The organism is Bacillus sp. S2(2024), assembly GCF_050474045.1.
GTDB lineage: Bacteria > Bacillota > Bacilli > Bacillales > Bacillaceae_G > Bacillus_A > Bacillus_A yunxiaonensis.
Genome location: NZ_JBFLUS010000003.1, coordinates 2853428 through 2871643, shown reverse-complemented (window position 1 = coordinate 2871643; position 18216 = coordinate 2853428). Strand labels below are relative to the sequence as shown.

Here is an 18216-nt window from a genome sequence, read left to right as displayed (position 1 = left end):
CGGCAATATGGCATTTGAAGGATTAGCCGACCGACTTCAACAGACAATGCAAAAAATTCGCGGCAAAGGGAAAGTAACTGAAGCCGACGTAAAAGAAATGATGAGAGAAGTTCGTCTTGCTCTTTTAGAGGCAGACGTTAACTTTAAAGTAGTAAAAGATTTTGTTAAGCGTGTGTCTGAACGTGCTGTCGGACAAGATGTAATGAAAAGTTTAACACCTGGACAGCAAGTTATTAAAGTAGTACAGGAAGAACTTACAGAATTAATGGGTGGAGAGCAAAGTAAAATTGCTGTCTCTAACCGTCCGCCAACTGTTATTATGATGGTTGGTTTGCAGGGTGCAGGTAAAACGACGACAACAGGTAAGCTTGCGAATTTGCTTCGTAAAAAGCATAATCGTAAACCGATGTTGGTCGCGGCTGATATTTATCGTCCAGCAGCAATTAAACAGCTTGAAACACTTGGTAAGCAATTGGATATGCCAGTTTTCTCTTTAGGAGATAAGGTAAGTCCTGTTGAAATTGCAAAGCAAGCGATTGCGAAAGCTAAAGAAGATCACCATGATTATGTTCTGATTGATACAGCAGGTCGTCTGCATATTGATGAGGAGCTCATGGCTGAATTAGCACAAGTTAAAGAAGTAGCCAATCCGGATGAAATTTTCCTTGTTGTTGATGCAATGACAGGACAAGATGCGGTAAATGTGGCTCAAAGCTTCCACGAACAGCTTGGTTTAACAGGTGTCGTATTAACAAAATTAGATGGTGATACGCGCGGAGGTGCAGCACTATCTATTAAAGCTGTTACAAACACACCGATTAAATTTGCTGGTATGGGTGAGAAATTAGATGCATTAGAGGTATTCCACCCAGAACGTATGGCATCTCGTATTTTAGGTATGGGTGATGTTCTAACGTTAATTGAAAAGGCGCAGGCGACAGTTGATGAAGAAAAAGCAAGAGAACTTGAGCAAAAAATGCGTACACTTTCCTTTACGTTAGATGATTTTCTAGAGCAATTAGGACAAGTGCGTCAATTGGGACCGCTTGATGAACTTCTTAATATGCTTCCTGGTGCCGGGAAAATTAAGGGATTAAAAAATGTTCAAGTTGACGAAAAGCAAATTGGACACATTGAAGCGATTATTCGCTCAATGACGAAATTAGAGCGTGAACAACCGGAAATGATTAACGCCAGTCGTAAGAAACGTATCGCTAAAGGTAGCGGTACAACTGTACAAGAGATCAATCGTCTTTTGAAACAATTTGAAGATATGAAAAAGATGATGAAAACGATGTCTGGTATGCAAAAAGGTAAGAAAAAAGGACTAGGCGGCTTGAAGTTTCCATTTATGTAAGGAAAAAAAGATGGCTCTGTTAAGAAAAAATACTTTACAAAGGGTCACTCTTTTTGCTAATATTATTATCTGTGTGAAATATATTCGGAGGTGCTTTATAAATGGCAGTTAAAATTCGTTTAAAACGTATGGGAGCTAAAAAATCTCCTTTCTATCGTGTAGTTGTTGCAGATTCTCGTTCTCCTCGTGACGGACGTTTCATCGAGGAAATCGGAACTTACAATCCAGTTGCTCAACCAGCTGAAGTTAAAATCAACGAAGAAGCAGCATTAAAATGGTTAGGAAACGGTGCGAAACCATCTGATACAGTTCGTAACCTGTTCTCTAAACAAGGTATCATGGAGAAATTCCACTTATCTAAACAAGGTAAGTAATTCGAACAATGGCTATGACAGGGTTAATCGAAACAATTGTTAAACCCCTTGTGGATCATCCTGAAGATGTAAAGGTTACACAGGAACTGTACAACGGAGAGATGAAGTATCGATTAATCGTACATCCTGAGGATGTGGGTAAAGTCATTGGGAAACAAGGGCGAGTTGCAAAAGCAATTCGAACGATCTTATATGCAGCGGGACATCATCAAAATGAGAAAGTAACGCTGGAAATTCAATAAGCATAAAAAGGGCGAGGATCTGTTCCTCACCCTTTTTTAACATTTTAAGATAAATCGCATCTTCAGCAAAGAGAATGGAGATGCTAACGACATATAACAAACAGGGGTGACGTGCTGTTTATGACAAAATGGTTTAATGTAGGGAAAATTGTAAATACTCAAGGTGTTAAAGGAGAGGTACGTGTAATCTCTCGGACAGATTTTCCGGAAGAGCGCTATAAAGTAGGAAACATATTATACATATGGCAAGAGAAAGTGGCTGAGCCACTAGCTGTAAAGGTAACTTCTCATCGTCAGCATAAATCTTTTGATTTACTGAAATTTGAAGGTTATAACAATATAAATGAAGTAGAGCAATTGAAAGGCTCTTTATTAAAAGTCCCAGAGGAGCAGCTTGGAGAATTGCCTGAAGGAGAATATTATTATCACGAAATTATTGGTTGTACCGTTGTAACGGAAGACGGAGAAACAATTGGTACGATTAAAGAAATTCTTTCTCCTGGCGCAAACGACGTTTGGGTCATCAAACAACCAAAAGGCCAAGATGTTTTAATCCCATATATCGAGGAAGTTGTCTTACAAGTAAACATTGATGAAAAGCTTGTAACCATTCAAGTAATGGAAGGATTACTGTAATGAAAATCGATATTTTAACATTGTTTCCAGAAATGTTTACGGGTGTTTTTGGTTCTTCTATATTGAAAAAAGCACAAGAAAAAGAAGCTGTACAGCTAAGAGTTGTAAACTTTCGTGATTATTCAACTAATAAACATAATAGTGTCGATGATTATCCGTATGGCGGGGGAGCTGGAATGGTGTTGACACCACAGCCGATTTTTGATGCGGTAGAACAGCTTACGAAGGAAACAGAGCGTAAACCACGTGTTGTGTTAATGTGTCCGCAAGGAGAGCGTTTTACGCAAAAGAAAGCTGAAGAGTTAGCGCAAGAAGAACATGTAATTTTTATTTGTGGTCATTATGAAGGGTATGATGAGCGTGTTCGCGAGCATCTTGTAACAGATGAAATTTCAATAGGAGATTATGTATTAACAGGCGGAGAGCTGGCATCTATGGTTATTACAGATAGTGTTGTCCGTCTATTGCCTGATGTCCTAGGAAATCAGCAATCGCAAATAGAAGATTCATTTAGTACAGGCTTACTCGAGCACCCGCATTATACAAGACCAGCGGATTTTCGTGGAATGAAAGTACCGGATGTACTTATATCTGGTAATCATAAATATATTGAAGAATGGCGTCATAAAGAATCACTTCGCCGCACGTATATGCGCCGTCCTGACTTATTAGAGGAACGTAGTTTATCAAAACAAGAAGAAAAATGGTTAGCAGAATTTAAAGAAGAGAAGTAAAAAAATGCTATTGCAACAGAACGAGCAATATGCTATTATAACACTTGTGCTACTTATAGAGAGTAGCCGTTAACAACGGTGTTCCGCTGTAATTTATGAAATGACTTTGCATGAGCATCTGTTTGGAAGGAGAGAATTGAATATGCAACAATTAATCGCAGAAATTACAAAAAATCAATTAAAAACTGATTTACCTTCATTCCGTCCTGGTGACACTTTACGTGTACACGTAAAAGTAGTAGAGGGTACTCGTGAGAGAATTCAGATTTTTGAAGGTGTTGTAATTAAACGTCGTGGTGGCGGAATTAGCGAAACATTCACAGTTCGTAAGATTTCTTACGGTGTAGGTGTTGAACGTACATTCCCAGTTCACACGCCAAGAATCGCGAAAATCGAAGTACTTCGCCGTGGTAAAGTACGTCGTGCTAAGTTATACTACTTACGCAACCTTCGCGGTAAAAAAGCACGTATTAAAGAAATTCGATAAGACATGTATGGGAGCTTGTATTTGCAAGCTCCCTTTTTCCAATCTGGCTGTATATTGCTCGTATACAAACAGCTTACATAATTGTGGAGGGGAACCGCATGACGAAACAAAAAAGTACGCTTTGGGAATGGATAAAAGCCATTTTGATCGCTGTTGTTTTAGCTTGGGTTATTAGACAGTTTTTCTTTGCCCCGATTCTTGTAGATGGTGTATCTATGTCACCAACTCTTCATGATCGTGATCGAATGATTGTCAACAAAATTGGGTACCACATTGGAGAACCGAAACGCTTTGATATTATTGTGTTTCAAGCAACGGAAGATAAAGATTACATTAAACGTGTTATTGGTTTGCCGGGTGATCAGGTAGAATATCGAAATGACACACTCTATATTAACGGAAAGCCGTATAAAGAGCCGTATTTAGATGAGGAAAAAAAGCAGCTTTCTGAAGGTCCTCTAACATATGATTTTAAGCTTGAAGAAATTACAGGGAAGACAACAGTTCCAAAAGGGCAATTATTTGTATTAGGAGACAATCGCCGTTTTAGTAAAGATAGTCGTACAATTGGAACAGTTTCAATGGACCAAGTGATTGGGAAAGCTAATATGTTATATTGGCCATTAAAAGATGCTCGTATTGTAAAATGAACGTAGAAAAGAAGGTGGAAATATGGTAATTCAATGGTTTCCAGGTCATATGGCCAAAGCAAGGCGACAAGTAACAGAAAAGTTAAAATTAATTGATGTTGTAATTGAACTTGTTGATGCAAGATTGCCCTTATCATCACGAAATCCGATGATTGATGAAATTATTACGCATAAGCCAAGGCTAGTCGTTTTAAATAAAGCAGATATGGCAGATGATCGTGTAACAAAGGCATGGATTGCGTATTTTGAGGAAAAAGGTCATAAAGCAATTTCTATTAATGCACAAGCTGGACAAGGTATGAAAGAAATTACAGCAGCATGTAAGGAGCTTGTGAAAGAAAAGTTTGATAAGATGGTTGCAAAAGGTATTAAACCGCGAGCAATTCGCGCTTTAATTGTTGGCATTCCGAATGTTGGAAAATCAACATTAATTAATAAATTAGCAAAGAAAAATATTGCAAAAACAGGCGATCGTCCGGGTGTAACGACTGCACAGCAGTGGATTAAAGTAGGAAAAGAAATGGAATTACTAGATACACCGGGTATTTTGTGGCCGAAATTTGAAGATGAAATGGTTGGACTTCGTCTTGCAACGACTGGTGCAATTAAAGATTCGATTTTAAATTTACAAGATGTGGCTGTATATGCACTTCGATTTATGGAGAAACAGTACCCAGAACGTTTGAAAGAGCGTTATAAGTTAAATGACATTCCAGAAGATATTGTGGAATTATTTGACGCAATTGGAAAGAATAGAGGCTGTTTAATGGGTGGGGGACTTGTTGATTATGACAAAACATCAGAACTTGTTCTTCGTGAACTTCGTGGTGGTAAACTGGGGAAAATGACCTTTGAAACACCAGAAGAAACAATAGAAGAAGCGTAAAGTGAAACTTCTATCAGTTGGAATTGTCTTCATCCTCCGCTGATGGAAAGCTCTCACCAATCGGGCACATGCCAGCAGTTAGTCCTCACCTATCATCTTGGCTACTCTCTGAAATTTGAGGTGGGGGAAGCGACATAAAGCCGGACTTCTAGTTGGTTCGTTGCATTCATTGAATTTTTACTGGTAGTTATTTTAAGCTCGGTGTCTTTCATTCTGCTGAATACAGAGATAAGGCTTGCTACTTGTTAAACGGGAAAGAAAAGGCGCGCTTTTGCACGCCTTTTCTTATTTGGAGGAGGAACTGCGTATGTCTAAAAAACAAACAATTCAAGAAATAGAAGCTCTATTACAAGAAGTTGTACAAGAAGACGACGAGCGTTTTGTTATGTTATTAGAAGACGAACGAAAAGGTGTGCAAAGACTCATTACAAAATGGAAAAAACAAAAAGGGGATAAAGAAAAAGAAAAACAAAAATTTATTGAGATGTCGATTTATGAAAGTGCGCTCCGTCAAAAAGGAATTGTATCTATTGCGGGTATTGATGAAGTGGGAAGAGGACCGTTAGCAGGACCTGTTGTTACTGCTGCTGTTGTGCTTCCGGAGGATTTCTATATACCAGGTTTAAATGATTCGAAAAAGTTGAGTGAGGCGAAGCGTGAGCGGTTTTATGATGAAATTCAAGAGAAGGCATTAGCAATCGGGATTGGGATTATCCCACCTAATGTAATTGATGAAATAAATATTTACCAAGCGACGAAACAAGCGATGTTAGATGCTGTTGCAAATTTATCTTGTACGCCAGAACATTTACTAATTGATGCGATGGAACTTCCTACTTCAATTCCTCAAACGTCTATTATTAAAGGAGATGCGAAAAGCATTTCTATTTCGGCTGCATCTGTAATTGCGAAAGTAACACGTGATCGTATGATGAAGGAGCTTGGAAAACGATATCCGCAGTATGGATTTGAGCAACATATGGGTTATGGAACGAAACAGCATTTACAGGCGATTGAAACTTACGGTGTGTTAGATGAACATCGAAAATCGTTTGCTCCAATTAAAGATATGATAAAAAAATAAGCTAATCTACAGCTTATTTTTTTATTTTTGTATATTAACATTACTATTTTTAAAAAAAGAATAAAGCGATTTCAGTTTTCTGACACTTTATTGTAGACAGCGTGGCAATCATTTTATACAATGACTAATGTAGTGTTTAAAAACATTAAAAAACTTTTCGAGTAAAACAGGAAAATAGGGGAGGATGGGACCATGAATATCCACGAGTATCAGGGGAAAGAAGTCCTTAGAAACTATGGGGTAAGCGTTCCGAACGGGAAGGTTGCCTTTACAGTAGAAGAAGCTGTAGAAGCAGCGAAAGAATTAGGAACGAGTGTATGTGTAGTAAAAGCACAAATTCATGCTGGCGGACGCGGCAAAGCTGGCGGTGTAAAAGTAGCGAAGAACTTAGAAGAAGTTCGTACATATGCAGAGGAAATTCTGGGGAAAACGCTTGTAACTCATCAAACAGGTCCTGAAGGTAAAGAGGTAAAGCGCTTACTTATCGAAGAAGGATGCGACATTAAAAAAGAATATTATGTTGGTCTTGTATTAGATCGTGCAACTTCTCAAGTTGTATTAATGGCGTCTGAAGAAGGCGGCACAGAAATTGAAGAAGTAGCAGAGAAAACACCAGAAAAAATCTTTAAAGAATATATTGATCCAGCGGTAGGTTTACAAGGCTTCCAAGCGCGTCGTATTGCATTTAATATCAATATTCCAAATGAGCTTGTTGGACAAGCTGTGAAGTTTATGATGGGCTTATACCGTGCGTTTATTGAAAAAGATTGCTCTATCGCAGAAATTAACCCGCTTGTTACAACAGGCGACGGAAAAGTTATGGCGTTAGATGCAAAATTAAACTTCGATTCTAATGCTTTATATCGTCATAAAGATATTTTAGAACTTCGTGATCTTGATGAAGAAGATCCAAAAGAAGTGGAAGCTTCTAAATATGACTTAAACTACATTTCATTAGATGGAAATATCGGTTGTATGGTAAACGGTGCTGGACTAGCGATGGCAACGATGGATATCATTAAACATTATAGCGGTGACCCAGCTAACTTCTTAGATGTTGGTGGCGGCGCTACAGCTGAAAAAGTTACAGAAGCTTTCAAAATTATTCTTTCTGACAAAAATGTAAAAGGTATTTTTGTTAACATTTTCGGTGGAATTATGAAATGTGATGTAATTGCAGAAGGTGTTATCGAAGCAACGAAACAAGTGGGCCTTGAATTACCGCTTGTAGTTCGTCTTGAAGGTACAAATGTGGAATTAGGAAAGAAAATTTTAAATGAATCTGGTTTAAATATTGTTGCAGCAGAATCTATGGCAGACGGTGCACAAAAAATTGTTTCACTAGTAGGCTAATAGAAAGCGGGGGAGAAGAAATGAGCGTATTAGTTAATAAAGATACAAAAGTTATTGTACAAGGTATTACAGGTTCTCAAGGTTTATTCCATACAAAACAAATGATTGAATATGGTACAAAAATCGTCGGTGGTGTAACGCCTGGTAAAGGTGGTACTGAAATCGAAGGTGTACCAGTATTTAATACAGTAGAAGACGCTGTAAAAGCAACGGGTGCAAACGCTTCTGTTGTGTACGTTCCACCTGCTTTTGCTGCTGATGCAATTATGGAAGCTGTTGATGCGGAGCTTGATTTAGTAGTATGTATTACAGAGGGTATCCCTGTATTAGACATGGTAAATGTTAAGAAATACATGGAAGGTAAAAAAACACGTCTTCTTGGACCAAACTGCCCAGGTGTTATTACGCCAGATGAGTGTAAGATTGGTATTATGCCAGGATACATTCATAAAAAAGGTCATGTAGGTATCGTATCTCGTTCAGGTACGTTAACATATGAAGCTGTACATCAATTAACACAAGAAGGAATCGGCCAATCAACAGCAGTTGGTATCGGTGGTGACCCTGTAAATGGTACAAACTTCATCGATGCATTAAAAGCATTTAACGAAGATGAAGAAACACATGCTGTTATTATGATTGGTGAAATTGGTGGAACAGCAGAAGAAGAAGCTGCTGAGTGGGTAAAAGCGAACATGACGAAACCTGTTGTTGGCTTTATCGGTGGTCAAACAGCACCTCCAGGAAAACGCATGGGCCATGCTGGTGCGATTATTTCTGGTGGTAAAGGTACAGCTGCTGAAAAAATCAAAACAATGGAAGCATGTGGTATTAAAGTTGCTGAAACACCAGCTGTTATGGGTGAAACTTTAATTTCTGTTTTAAAAGAAAAAGGTTTATTTGAAACTTGTAAAAATTATTAATAGTTTAGAAAGACACCTTCTGTAAAAGAGGGTGTCTTTTATACCTTTCATTGTTTACATAATGTTAATTATGGGTAAGGAGAATAAATATGAAACGTGAGAGATTGTTACATCTTCACTACTGTTTGGCGGATCAGTGGAAAGTACTCCGGCGTTTACTTTATATCGATCCTCAGTTAACTGACATTTATTCCTTTCAAGTTCCTCAAATTGAAAAATATCTTGGGCTGTCTATGCAAAAAGCCTCTGCACTTTTTTCTTATCTTCAAAAAACACATCCTTCTTTCTGTATTCAAAAATTACAAGATGAACACATTTTTTATATAACGATATGGGATGATGACTATCCGAATTTATTGCGCGAAATTCCTGATCCTCCGTTTGTTTTATATGGAAAGGGAAAAAAAGAATTGCTACAACAGGCAAAAAAAATAGCTGTTGTTGGGACGAGAAACCCGTCTTTATACGGAAAAGGCAACATACAATCTATTTTACAACCGCTTATGAAAAATGAATGGTTAATTGTGAGTGGGCTTGCAAGTGGCATTGATACAATTGCGCATGAAATTGCCGTAGAGCACCGTTTTGCGACAATTGCAGTATTAGGACACGGCTTACAATATATGTATCCAAAGAAGAATCAATCTTTTTATGAAAAATGGAAAGAACAAATCGTACTTGTAACGGAGTATCCCCCGCATTATGCACCGCAAAAATGGTATTTTCCGAGGCGAAATCGTATTATAAGTGGACTTTGTCAAGGTGTTCTCGTAGTAGAAGCGAAAGCTCGGAGTGGTTCTCTTATTACAGCGGACTTTGCTTTAGAACAAAATAGAGAAGTGTTTGCTTTGCCGGGACCCAACTATATTGAGAGTGCGATTGGAACGAATCAGCTCATCCAGCAAGGGGCGAAATTAGTTCAATGTGCCAAAGATGTGATAGAAGAACTTTCAAATTGCTAGTATATTTCATGTTTTTATTAAACAATTATTGACAAATAGTAGATTGTCACTGTATGTTATATTCATTGTTGATTGACAAAAATGAGGGAAATCAATAATATTAGTCAATAATCCATCCAAAAAGTTTTAGGGACTTTGAGGAAGGAGCATCTGTGTAAGTGAAGATGAAGACTTGAATCCACCTCTTAAGGAGGCACTAGCATGTCAGATTACCTTGTAATCGTGGAGTCGCCTTCTAAGGCGAAAACGATTGAAAAATATTTAGGGAAAAAATACAAAGTAGTCGCGTCTATGGGCCATGTTCGCGATTTACCTAAAAGCCAAATGGGAATAGAAGTGAAAAATAATTTTACTCCCAAATATATTACCATTCGTGGTAAAGGGCCTGTTTTAAAAGATTTGAAGACAGCGGCAAAAAAAGCAAAAAAAGTCTATCTCGCAGCCGATCCAGATCGCGAAGGAGAAGCGATTGCTTGGCATTTAGCTAATACGCTGAATGTAGATGTAGAATCAGATTGCCGTGTTGTATTCAATGAAATTACAAAAGATGCTATTAAAGAATCTTTTAAACATCCTCGTGCGATTAATATGGATTTAGTGGATGCGCAGCAAGCAAGACGCGTGCTTGACCGACTTGTCGGTTATAACATTAGTCCTTTATTATGGAAGAAAGTAAAAAAAGGATTAAGTGCAGGCCGTGTGCAGTCTGTTGCAGTACGCCTAATTATAGAGCGCGAAAAAGAAATTCAAGCGTTTATACCAGAAGAATTCTGGACGATTAAAACTGAATTTGTAAAAGGAAAAGAGACGTTTGAAGCATCCTTCTATGGAATAAACGGGGAAAAAGTAGAGTTAACAAATGAACAGCAAGTAAATGAAGTTATTGAAAAAATGCAAGGGAATGCATTTTCAGTTGAAAGTGTAACGAAAAAAGAACGAAAACGTAATCCTGCATTACCATTTACGACATCTTCTCTGCAACAAGAAGCTGCGAGAAAGTTAAATATGCGAGCAAAGAAAACGATGATGCTTGCACAGCAGCTGTATGAAGGAATTGACATTGGAAAGCAAGGAACAGTCGGATTAATTACATATATGAGAACAGATTCAACGAGAATTTCAGAAACAGCGCAGCAAGAAGCACGTTCTTATATTGAAGAAGCATTTGGGGCAGACTACATAGGGACACAAAAAAAGAAAGAGTCGAAAAATGCAAATGCACAAGATGCGCATGAAGCGATTCGCCCTTCATCTGTTTTGCGTAAACCAGATGAATTAAAAAGCTGTTTGAGCCGTGACCAATATCGTTTATACAAACTGATTTGGGAGCGATTTGTTGCAAGTCAGATGGCATCTGCTATAATGGATACCGTTACAGCTACATTGATAAACAATTCTGTTCAATTTCGTGCGAATGGATCTGTTGTGAAATTCCCAGGATTTATGAAAGTATATGTGGAAGCAAAAGATGATGGAGCTGAAGAGAAGGATAGAATGTTACCTAAGTTGGACATAGGAGAAACAGTTTTTTCTAAAGATGTCGAACCGAAACAACATTTCACTCAGCCACCACCACGTTATACAGAGGCGCGTTTAGTAAAAACGTTAGAGGAACTTGGAATTGGTAGACCATCTACATATGTACCGACGCTAGAAACGATTCAAAAACGTGGATATGTAGGGTTAGACAATAAGAGATTTATTCCGACTGAGCTTGGCGAAATTGTAATTGAACTTATTTTAGAGTTTTTCCCAGAAATTATTAATATCGAGTTTACAGCTAATATGGAGCAAAATCTTGATGAAGTAGAAGAGGGAAAAGCAAATTGGGTACAAATTGTTGATGATTTCTACAAAGAGTTTGAACCGCGTTTAGAGAAAGCGGAGAAAGAAATGCGCGAAATAGAAATTAAAGATGAGCCTGCCGGAGAAGATTGTGAGCTGTGCGGTAACCCAATGGTCTTCAAAATGGGTAAATTCGGAAAGTTTATGGCTTGTTCTAATTTCCCAGATTGCCGAAATACAAAACCGATTGTTAAAGAAATCGGTGTTACATGTCCGAAGTGTAACGAAGGACAAATTATTGAGCGTCGAAGTAATAAAAAGAAACGTCTTTTTTACGGCTGCGGCACATATCCTGAGTGCGACTTTGTTTCTTGGGATAAGCCAATTGGCCGGAAATGTCCAAAGTGTGAAGGGATGCTTGTTGAGAAGAAGTTGAAAAAAGGCGTTCAAGTACAGTGTATTTCTTGTGATTATGAAGAAGAACAACAAATGTGAGCCTACCAGCTCACATTTTTTTCGGGAAATGAAAAAAGAAAGGTGAGACAAATGACAACACAAGTAGTAAATGTAATTGGTGCAGGTCTTGCAGGAAGCGAAGCAGCTTACCAAATTGCAAAACGTGGCGTTCAAGTAAGATTATATGAAATGAGACCAGTAAAACAAACACCAGCTCATCATACAGATAAATTTGCTGAGCTTGTATGCAGTAACTCGCTTCGTGCGAATACATTAACAAATGCGGTTGGGGTAATTAAAGAAGAGATGCGCCGTATGGATTCTGTTATTATTCGTGCAGCAGATGAGTGTTCTGTACCGGCGGGTGGTGCTTTAGCTGTAGACCGTCATGAATTTGCGGCGAAAGTAACAGAATATGTGAAAAATCATCCGAACGTAACGGTAATGAATGAGGAAATTACAGAAATTCCAGAAGGAACTACTGTAATTGCAACAGGGCCGCTTACTTCACCAGCGCTATCAGCACAACTAAAAGAACTAACGGGTGAGGACTATTTTTACTTCTATGATGCGGCAGCACCTATTGTGGAAAAAGATAGCATTGATATGGAGAAAGTCTATTTAAAATCTCGCTATGATAAAGGTGAAGCAGCATATTTAAACTGTCCGATGACAGAAGAAGAATTTAACCGTTTTTATGATGCGTTAATTGCTGCAGAAACAGTGCCATTAAAAGAGTTCGAGAAGGAAGTTTTCTTTGAAGGGTGCATGCCTGTAGAAGTAATGGCAAACCGTGGGCGACAAACATTGCTGTTTGGACCAATGAAACCAGTTGGATTAGAAGATCCGAAAACAGGGAAAACGCCATATGCGGTTGTTCAATTACGTCAAGATGATGCGGCGGGAACATTATACAATATTGTTGGTTTCCAAACTCACTTAAAGTGGGGACCACAAAAAGAAGTGTTACAACTAATTCCTGGATTAGAAAATGCAGAGATTGTACGTTACGGTGTGATGCATCGTAATACATTTATTAATTCGCCAAAACTACTGCGTCCAACATACCAATATAAAAATCGAAATGATTTATTCTTTGCTGGACAAATGACTGGAGTAGAGGGTTATGTAGAATCAGCCGCTTCAGGCTTGTTGGCAGGTATAAATGCAGCTCGCCTTGTGAAAGGTGAAGAGCCGGTTGTTCTACCGCCAGTAACAGCAATGGGGAGTATGGCGAATTACATCACAACAACGAATGTGAAAAACTTCCAACCGATGAACGCAAATTTCGGATTGTTTGCACCGCTAGAAAAGAAAATTAAGAAGAAGCAAGAACGTAATGAAGCGTATGCAAATCGCGCTTTAGAAACAATTCAAAATTTTGTAAATATTTAGTTAAATTTCTTGCAAAGGCTACTAAATTGTGATACGATTTAGTAGCCTTTATTGAGGTGAAGAGTATGGATGAACATGTGAATAAAATGTTACAATTATTCGTCGGATATTTACAAATTGAAAGAAATTATTCAAAATATACAATTGAAAGTTATCAGAATGATTTAGAACATTTTGTGCAATTTATGAAGCGAGAGGGTATTTCCTCTTTTGCGGATATTACGTACGTTGATGTTCGTTTATATTTAACCACTTTGCATAATGAAAAGTTAGCAAGAAAATCTGTAGCGCGCAAAATCTCGAGTTTACGAAGTCTGTACCGTTTTTTGATGCGTGAAGGATATAGAGAAGATAATCCATTTGCACTTGCGTCACTCCCTAAAAAAGAGTGGTCAATCCCCAAATTTTTGTACGCCGAAGAATTAGAGCGGTTATTTGAAGTTTCCGATACTGCCAAACCGTTAGGGCAGCGAGATCAAGCTTTATTGGAGCTCATGTATGCGACGGGTATTCGTGTCAGTGAATGTGTGAATCTTCAACTTACCGATATTGATTTTTCAATTGGGACGATTTTGGTGATGGGGAAAGGAAAGAAACAGCGTTATGTTCCCTTTGGGAGTTATGCACAAGATGCTTTACTAACCTACATAGAAAATGGGAGAAAACGATTAGAGAAAAAATCGGAGAAACACTCCCAAATGGTGTTTTTAAATGTGAAAGGTACACCGTTAACAGATCGGGGTGTTCGATATATTTTAAATGAACTAATAAAAAAAACTTCCCTTACAATGCATATAAGCCCTCATATGTTAAGACATACATTTGCGACTCATATGTTAAATGAAGGGGCAGACTTACGAACTGTACAAGAGCTATTAGGACATGAAAATTTATCGGCAACACAAATTTATACGCATGTCTCAAAGGAAAGGTTACGTTCTGTTTACATGATGCATCATCCTCGCGCATAAATTGCTTTTAGAAGCTATAAAAACAAATAAAGGAGTTTTTTCTATGGGAAATTTCCATGCTACAACGATATTTGCAATTCACCATAATGGAGAATGTGCAATGGCTGGTGACGGGCAAGTTACGCTTGGAAATGCTGTTGTTATGAAGCATACAGCTCGTAAAGTGCGAAAGTTATTTCACGGTAAAGTGTTAGCTGGTTTTGCGGGTTCTGTCGCAGATGCTTTTACGCTTTTTGAAATGTTCGAAGGGAAGCTTGAAGAATACAACGGTAATTTGCAGCGAGCTGCTGTAGAAATGGCAAAGCAGTGGCGGGGAGATAAAATGCTTCGCCAATTAGAGGCAATGTTAATCGTTATGGACAAAAGTACGTTATTACTAGTTTCAGGAACAGGTGAAGTGATTGAACCTGATGATGGCATTTTAGCGATTGGATCTGGTGGGCATTATGCACTTGCAGCAGGGCGTGCTTTAAAACAGCATGCAGGTGATCATTTTAAAGCAAGAGACATTGCGAAAGCAAGTTTAGAAATCGCTAGTAATATTTGTGTATATACGAACGAAAATATTATTGTGGAAGAATTGTAGAACTGTAAGGGAGGCATTTTATATGCATTTACATTTTACTCCGCGACAAATTGTAGAGAAGCTAGATCAATATATTATTGGTCAAAAAGACGCGAAGAAAGCGGTTGCAGTGGCGCTCCGAAATCGTTATCGCCGCAGTAAATTAGCGGAAGAACTTCGCGATGAAATTGCACCCAAAAATATTTTAATGATTGGGCCGACTGGGGTCGGGAAAACAGAAGTGGCGAGACGAATTGCAAAGCTCGTAGGTGCTCCTTTTATTAAAGTAGAGGCGACAAAATTTACAGAAGTAGGTTATGTTGGCCGTGATGTTGAATCTATGATTCGTGATCTTGTGGAAACTTCTGTTCGAATTGTGAAAGAAGAGAAAATGGTTCATGTTAAGGATAAAGCGGAAGAGCAAGCAAATCAGCGAATTGTTGAAATTTTAGTACCGCATAAACAAAAAGAATCAGGATTTAAAAATCCGTTAGAAATGTTATTTGGTGGGTATCAAAATCAAAATACAACTTCAGTATCGGAACAGCAGGATGAGCGGGAAATTGAACAGAAACGAAAAGAAGTAGAAAAGCAGCTTGCTGCAGGTTTACTAGAAGATGAAGCGATTACAATCGAAGTGACAGAACAACAATCATCTATGTTTGATATGCTTCAAGGTACAGGAATGGAACAAATGGGCATGAATTTTCAAGATGCGCTTGGAAGTTTTATGCCGAAAAAGACGAAGAAACGTAAACTTTCTGTAAAAGAAGCGAGAAAAGTCTTGACAAATGAAGAAGCACAGCGCTTAATTGATATGGATGAAGTTACACAAGAGGCTGTTTATCGTGCTGAACAGCTTGGTATTATTTTTATTGATGAGATTGACAAAATTGCTGGTAAACAATCGAATAGCGTTGATGTATCACGTGAAGGCGTACAGCGGGATATCTTACCAATTGTGGAAGGATCGACTGTTGTGACAAAGTATGGACCGATAAGAACGGATTACGTTTTATTTATCGCAGCGGGCGCTTTTCATATGTCAAAGCCGTCAGATTTAATTCCAGAACTACAAGGAAGATTCCCGATTCGAGTAGAATTAACGAAATTGTCAGCAGACGATTTTATAAAAATTCTTGTAGAGCCAGATAATGCTTTAGTAAAACAATATATAGCATTATTGGAAACGGAAGGTATAGAAATTGAATTTTCTGACGAAGCTATTCGTAAGATTGCCGAGATTGCCTATCAAGTCAATCAAGACACAGATAATATTGGAGCAAGAAGGCTTCATACCATCATGGAAAAACTTCTTGAAGATTTATCGTTTGAAGCATCTGAAATTACGTTAGAAAAGGTAACGATAACACCTCAGTATGTAGAGGAAAAGTTAGCGACGATTGCTAAAAATAAAGATGTGAGCCAGTTTATTTTGTAATAGTATCATCAGGTGACTCGCCCTAGTTTCCAAGTGATTAAAATTATGTGAATAATATGTAGGAGGAAATTTTGAAATGGAATTATTAGCAAAAACAAGAAAGCTGAATGCGTTATTACAGAGCGCAGCAGGTAAACCAGTAAACTTTAGAGAAATGGCTGACACGATGTGTGAAGTAATCGAAGCGAACGTGTTTATTGTAAGTCGTCGCGGAAAATTATTAGGATATGCAATCCACCAGCAAATCGAAAACGAGCGCATGAAACAAATGCTTGCTGAGCGTCAGTTCCCAGAAGAATATACAAAGAACTTATTCAATGTAACTGAAACATCTCCAAACTTAGAAGTAAACAGTGAGTATACAGCGTTTCCTGTAGAAAACAGAGAGTTGTTTGGTCAAGGTTTAACAACAATCGTACCAATCGTTGGTGGCGGTGAGCGTCTAGGTACATTAGTATTAGCGCGTCTTGGTCAAGAATTCTTAGATGATGATTTAATTCTTGCTGAATATAGTTCTACGGTAGTAGGTATGGAAATTCTACGTGAAAAAGCAGAAGAAATTGAAGAAGAAGCACGTAGTAAAGCGGTTGTACAAATGGCAATTAGCTCATTATCATACAGTGAACTAGAAGCAATTGAGCATATTTTTGAAGAGTTAAATGGAACAGAAGGATTGCTTGTTGCAAGTAAAATTGCTGATCGTGTAGGTATTACACGTTCTGTAATCGTAAACGCACTTCGTAAGTTAGAAAGTGCTGGTGTAATCGAATCTCGTTCTTTAGGTATGAAAGGAACATACATTAAAGTATTGAATGATAAATTTTTACATGAACTTGCAAAATTAAAAACAAACTAATGTTAAGAGAAAAAGAGCTCTTCTGTATTGTGCAGAAGAGCTCTTTTTTAATGTGCTCAGCAGAAAAAAATCTTAATGAGAGGAACGTTTTATTATTAAAATAGCTTAAAAATAAGGGAGAATGGCAATACTGTAATATGATTCGATAGTAAAAATAAGTAACTGAAAAGAAAGTTTCATAATGTATGTATTTTCGACTTGATTGTGATATTTTGTTGTGATATAGTTGTCAGTGGTGTCAGTACAAAGTACACACGTTCATTGATTTAAGTGTTGGTGCTACGCTTGTAGTTTCGCTTAAAGATGAAGTGAACGGAGGATATCAAAAACCATTTAGGAGGAACTAAATTATGTCAGTAATTTCTATGAAGCAATTGCTTGAAGCTGGTGTTCACTTCGGACATCAAACTCGTCGTTGGAACCCAAAAATGAAACGTTACATTTTCACAGAGCGTAACGGTATCTACATTATCGACTTACAAAAAACTGTGAAAAAAGTTGAAGAAGCATTCAACGTAATGAGAGACATCGCTGCTAACGGCGGTAACGTATTATTCGTAGGTACAAAAAAACAAGCACAAGATGCTATTAAAGAAGAAGCAACTCGCGCTGGTATGTACTTCGTTAACCAACGTTGGTTAGGTGGTACGTTAACAAACTTCCAAACAATTCAAAAGCGTATTAAACGCCTTAAAGACATCGAAAGAATGCAAGAAGATGGCACTTTCGAAGTACTTCCTAAGAAAGAAGTTGTACAACTTAAGAAAGAATTAGAGCGTCTTGAAAAATTCTTAGGCGGCATTAAAGATATGAAAGGTCTTCCAGATGCATTATTCGTAGTAGACCCTCGTAAAGAGCGTATCGCAGTTGCTGAAGCACGCAAATTAAACATTCCAATCATCGGTATCGTTGATACAAACTGTGATCCAGACGAAATCGATCACGTAATTCCAGCAAACGATGATGCAATTCGTGCTGTAAAACTTCTTACATCTAAAATGGCAGACGCGATCCTTGAAGCAAAACAAGGTGAAGAAACTGTTACTGCGTAACAAATTT

Annotated in this window: 19 protein-coding genes; all 19 read left to right on the top strand. The window is 38.0% G+C overall.

Features of this window, described 5'->3' with window-relative positions:
- Window positions 1-7 precede the first annotated feature (7 nt).
- The 19 genes from ffh to rpsB all read left to right on the top strand — a co-directional run bounded on the left by ffh (window position 8) and on the right by rpsB (window position 18209).
- Window positions 8-1357 carry a signal recognition particle protein gene (gene ffh / locus AB1284_RS14395; protein ID WP_429754190.1) on the top strand — a complete coding sequence of 450 codons (1350 nt, stop codon included), beginning with the start codon at window positions 8-10 and terminating at the stop codon, window positions 1355-1357.
- A gap of 101 nt (window positions 1358-1458) precedes the next feature.
- Window positions 1459-1731 carry a 30S ribosomal protein S16 gene (gene rpsP, locus AB1284_RS14390; RefSeq protein WP_090912726.1) on the top strand — a complete coding sequence of 91 codons (273 nt, stop codon included), beginning with the start codon at window positions 1459-1461 and terminating at the stop codon, window positions 1729-1731.
- Between the two features lie 14 nt (window positions 1732-1745).
- Complete coding sequence (locus AB1284_RS14385) at window positions 1746-1973, top strand: KH domain-containing protein (RefSeq protein ID WP_336483130.1); 228 nt, start codon at window positions 1746-1748, stop codon at window positions 1971-1973.
- A gap of 120 nt (window positions 1974-2093) precedes the next feature.
- Window positions 2094-2609, top strand: a complete 516-nt coding sequence (gene rimM / locus AB1284_RS14380) for a ribosome maturation factor RimM (RefSeq protein WP_429754191.1) — start codon at window positions 2094-2096, stop codon at window positions 2607-2609.
- On the top strand, window positions 2609-3343 hold the full coding sequence (trmD, locus tag AB1284_RS14375) for a tRNA (guanosine(37)-N1)-methyltransferase TrmD (RefSeq protein WP_429754192.1): 735 nt from the start codon (window positions 2609-2611) through the stop codon (window positions 3341-3343). The genes rimM and trmD overlap by 1 nt, the downstream gene beginning before the upstream one ends.
- Before the next feature lie 142 nt (window positions 3344-3485).
- Window positions 3486-3830 (top strand): 50S ribosomal protein L19, encoded by a 345-nt coding sequence (gene rplS / locus AB1284_RS14370; protein ID WP_035428999.1) that lies wholly within the window; start codon window positions 3486-3488, stop codon window positions 3828-3830.
- A 98-nt stretch (window positions 3831-3928) separates the two neighbouring features.
- Window positions 3929-4480 carry a signal peptidase I gene (gene lepB, locus AB1284_RS14365; RefSeq protein WP_429754193.1) on the top strand — a complete coding sequence of 184 codons (552 nt, stop codon included), beginning with the start codon at window positions 3929-3931 and terminating at the stop codon, window positions 4478-4480.
- Between the two features lie 22 nt (window positions 4481-4502).
- Entirely contained in the window at window positions 4503-5366 is an 864-nt protein-coding gene (gene ylqF, locus AB1284_RS14360; protein ID WP_429754194.1) for a ribosome biogenesis GTPase YlqF, read from the top strand.
- A 307-nt stretch (window positions 5367-5673) separates the two neighbouring features.
- Window positions 5674-6450: a ribonuclease HII gene (locus tag AB1284_RS14355; protein ID WP_429754195.1), complete on the top strand. Its 777-nt coding sequence runs from the start codon at window positions 5674-5676 to the stop codon at window positions 6448-6450.
- Between the two features lie 192 nt (window positions 6451-6642).
- A complete protein-coding gene (gene sucC, locus AB1284_RS14350) occupies window positions 6643-7803 on the top strand; it encodes an ADP-forming succinate--CoA ligase subunit beta (RefSeq protein WP_429754196.1) in 1161 nt (386 codons plus the stop codon).
- Between the two features lie 20 nt (window positions 7804-7823).
- Entirely contained in the window at window positions 7824-8726 is a 903-nt protein-coding gene (gene sucD, locus AB1284_RS14345) for a succinate--CoA ligase subunit alpha (protein ID WP_377883949.1), read from the top strand.
- 89 nt (window positions 8727-8815) lie between these two features.
- Window positions 8816-9688 carry a DNA-processing protein DprA gene (gene dprA, locus AB1284_RS14340; RefSeq protein ID WP_429754198.1) on the top strand — a complete coding sequence of 291 codons (873 nt, stop codon included), beginning with the start codon at window positions 8816-8818 and terminating at the stop codon, window positions 9686-9688.
- A gap of 201 nt (window positions 9689-9889) precedes the next feature.
- Window positions 9890-11968 (top strand): type I DNA topoisomerase, encoded by a 2079-nt coding sequence (gene topA / locus AB1284_RS14335; protein WP_429754199.1) that lies wholly within the window; start codon window positions 9890-9892, stop codon window positions 11966-11968.
- A gap of 51 nt (window positions 11969-12019) precedes the next feature.
- Window positions 12020-13324: an FADH(2)-oxidizing methylenetetrahydrofolate--tRNA-(uracil(54)-C(5))-methyltransferase TrmFO gene (trmFO, locus tag AB1284_RS14330; RefSeq protein ID WP_429754200.1), complete on the top strand. Its 1305-nt coding sequence runs from the start codon at window positions 12020-12022 to the stop codon at window positions 13322-13324.
- A 65-nt stretch (window positions 13325-13389) separates the two neighbouring features.
- A complete protein-coding gene (xerC, locus tag AB1284_RS14325; protein WP_429754201.1) occupies window positions 13390-14295 on the top strand; it encodes a tyrosine recombinase XerC in 906 nt (301 codons plus the stop codon).
- A 43-nt stretch (window positions 14296-14338) separates the two neighbouring features.
- Complete coding sequence (gene hslV / locus AB1284_RS14320) at window positions 14339-14881, top strand: ATP-dependent protease subunit HslV (RefSeq protein ID WP_336483120.1); 543 nt, start codon at window positions 14339-14341, stop codon at window positions 14879-14881.
- Window positions 14882-14903: 22 nt separating this feature from the next.
- A complete protein-coding gene (gene hslU / locus AB1284_RS14315; RefSeq protein WP_429754202.1) occupies window positions 14904-16301 on the top strand; it encodes an ATP-dependent protease ATPase subunit HslU in 1398 nt (465 codons plus the stop codon).
- Between the two features lie 76 nt (window positions 16302-16377).
- On the top strand, window positions 16378-17157 hold the full coding sequence (codY, locus tag AB1284_RS14310; protein ID WP_020059163.1) for a GTP-sensing pleiotropic transcriptional regulator CodY: 780 nt from the start codon (window positions 16378-16380) through the stop codon (window positions 17155-17157).
- 350 nt (window positions 17158-17507) lie between these two features.
- Window positions 17508-18209 (top strand): 30S ribosomal protein S2, encoded by a 702-nt coding sequence (gene rpsB / locus AB1284_RS14305; protein ID WP_090912758.1) that lies wholly within the window; start codon window positions 17508-17510, stop codon window positions 18207-18209.
- Window positions 18210-18216: the final 7 nt, after the last annotated feature.

What these genes read in the sequence shown, in the direction of transcription:
- ffh (WP_429754190.1), top strand. Translation starts at nt 8, where the DNA reads ATGGCATTTGAAGGATTAGCCGACCGACTTCAACAGACAATGCAAAAA.
- rpsP (WP_090912726.1), top strand. Translation starts at nt 1,459, where the DNA reads ATGGCAGTTAAAATTCGTTTAAAACGTATGGGAGCTAAAAAATCTCCT.
- AB1284_RS14385 (WP_336483130.1), top strand. Translation starts at nt 1,746, where the DNA reads ATGACAGGGTTAATCGAAACAATTGTTAAACCCCTTGTGGATCATCCT.
- rimM (WP_429754191.1), top strand. Translation starts at nt 2,094, where the DNA reads ATGACAAAATGGTTTAATGTAGGGAAAATTGTAAATACTCAAGGTGTT.
- trmD (WP_429754192.1), top strand. Translation starts at nt 2,609, where the DNA reads ATGAAAATCGATATTTTAACATTGTTTCCAGAAATGTTTACGGGTGTT.
- rplS (WP_035428999.1), top strand. Translation starts at nt 3,486, where the DNA reads ATGCAACAATTAATCGCAGAAATTACAAAAAATCAATTAAAAACTGAT.
- lepB (WP_429754193.1), top strand. Translation starts at nt 3,929, where the DNA reads ATGACGAAACAAAAAAGTACGCTTTGGGAATGGATAAAAGCCATTTTG.
- ylqF (WP_429754194.1), top strand. Translation starts at nt 4,503, where the DNA reads ATGGTAATTCAATGGTTTCCAGGTCATATGGCCAAAGCAAGGCGACAA.
- AB1284_RS14355 (WP_429754195.1), top strand. Translation starts at nt 5,674, where the DNA reads ATGTCTAAAAAACAAACAATTCAAGAAATAGAAGCTCTATTACAAGAA.
- sucC (WP_429754196.1), top strand. Translation starts at nt 6,643, where the DNA reads ATGAATATCCACGAGTATCAGGGGAAAGAAGTCCTTAGAAACTATGGG.
- sucD (WP_377883949.1), top strand. Translation starts at nt 7,824, where the DNA reads ATGAGCGTATTAGTTAATAAAGATACAAAAGTTATTGTACAAGGTATT.
- dprA (WP_429754198.1), top strand. Translation starts at nt 8,816, where the DNA reads ATGAAACGTGAGAGATTGTTACATCTTCACTACTGTTTGGCGGATCAG.
- topA (WP_429754199.1), top strand. Translation starts at nt 9,890, where the DNA reads ATGTCAGATTACCTTGTAATCGTGGAGTCGCCTTCTAAGGCGAAAACG.
- trmFO (WP_429754200.1), top strand. Translation starts at nt 12,020, where the DNA reads ATGACAACACAAGTAGTAAATGTAATTGGTGCAGGTCTTGCAGGAAGC.
- xerC (WP_429754201.1), top strand. Translation starts at nt 13,390, where the DNA reads ATGGATGAACATGTGAATAAAATGTTACAATTATTCGTCGGATATTTA.
- hslV (WP_336483120.1), top strand. Translation starts at nt 14,339, where the DNA reads ATGGGAAATTTCCATGCTACAACGATATTTGCAATTCACCATAATGGA.
- hslU (WP_429754202.1), top strand. Translation starts at nt 14,904, where the DNA reads ATGCATTTACATTTTACTCCGCGACAAATTGTAGAGAAGCTAGATCAA.
- codY (WP_020059163.1), top strand. Translation starts at nt 16,378, where the DNA reads ATGGAATTATTAGCAAAAACAAGAAAGCTGAATGCGTTATTACAGAGC.
- rpsB (WP_090912758.1), top strand. Translation starts at nt 17,508, where the DNA reads ATGTCAGTAATTTCTATGAAGCAATTGCTTGAAGCTGGTGTTCACTTC.